The following is a 1,299-nucleotide window of genomic DNA, read 5'->3' on the forward strand; positions in this document are numbered from 1 at the left end:
GCCCAGTTCTTCAAACCCAGGCTTGCCTAACAAGGCAAACATGTTCGTCTTGTAAGCTTCCACACCAGGTTGGTTGAAGGGGTTGATCCCGTTCAGGTAACCAGAAATGGCAACAGCCACTTCAAAGAAGTAGATCAGGTAACCCAAGGTATATGGCGTCTGATCAGGAATGTGCACGCTCATGTTCGGCACATTGCCGTCAGTATGCGCTAAGGTCACCCCTTGGAAGGCCTTGGTGTTGGCAAAGTGCATTGTCCGACCTTCAAGGTACTGCAACCCATCCAGATTACCGTCTTCCTTAGGAATATCGATATCGTGGTTTGGCTTGTCAATGAAGACGACCGTTTCCATCAAGTTCCGCAGGCCTTCTTGAATGTACTGACCAAGTGAGTGCAGATCAGTCGAGAAGTTGGCGGATGATGGGTAGATACCCTTTTCGTTCTTACCTTCTGATTCGCCCATCAACTGCTTCCACCATTCAGCAAAATACTGCATGTTAGGTTCGTAGTTTTCTAGGAGTTCAGTGGTAAAGCCTTTCCGGTACAAGATGTTCCGGTAAGCAGCGTACTGGTAGGCTTCGTTCTTGGTGAGATCAGTGTCAGTGTAGGCGTTCATGGCATCCCGCGCACCGGTCATCAGTTGGTCGATGTCAATACCGGAAGCAGCGATTGGCAGTAACCCAACGGCAGTCAGCACTGAATAACGGCCACCCACGCCATCAGGAATAACGAAGGATTCGTAACCTTCAGCGTCGGCTTCGGACTTCAACGCCCCGCGCTTTTGGTCAGTCGTAGCGTAGATCCGTGACTTGGCTTCCGCCTCACCATACTTGTCGATCAGGCGTTGCTTGAAGATCCGGAACGCAATGGACGGTTCCGTCGTGGTCCCCGACTTTGAGATGACGTTGACTGAGAAGTCGACGGTCGCCGATCAAATGAATGAGATCATGCACGTACGATGGACTCAGTGAGTTTCCCGCAAATAAGATCTGTGGAAAATCACGCTGGTCATCTGGTAAATAGTTATAGAAGGTATCGTGTAAGAAATCAACGGCCATCTTGGCGCCTAAGTAAGAGCCGCCGATCCCGATAACGACTAACACTTTAGAGGTTGACTGGATCTTTTTGGCCGCTGCCTGGATCCGAGCAAATTCGTCCTTGTCATAGTCTTCTGGCAGGTTTAACCAGTCACGAAAATCACTACCGGCGCCTGTCCCGTTTCTTAATTCCGCATCCGCTGCATTGACCAATGCTTGCATTTCGCCTAATTCATTGTCGTGAACAAATTTATCAAGCTTTG

The 1,299-nt window shown here is 49.7% G+C and carries 1 pseudogene; it reads right to left on the minus strand.

Annotated elements, in window-relative coordinates:
• Positions 1-1,299 (minus strand): annotated as a pseudogene (locus JCM11969_RS16690) (glucose-6-phosphate isomerase); the annotation flags it as partial.

The organism is Secundilactobacillus paracollinoides DSM 15502 = JCM 11969, assembly GCF_001311135.1.
Classification (GTDB): domain Bacteria; phylum Bacillota; class Bacilli; order Lactobacillales; family Lactobacillaceae; genus Secundilactobacillus; species Secundilactobacillus paracollinoides.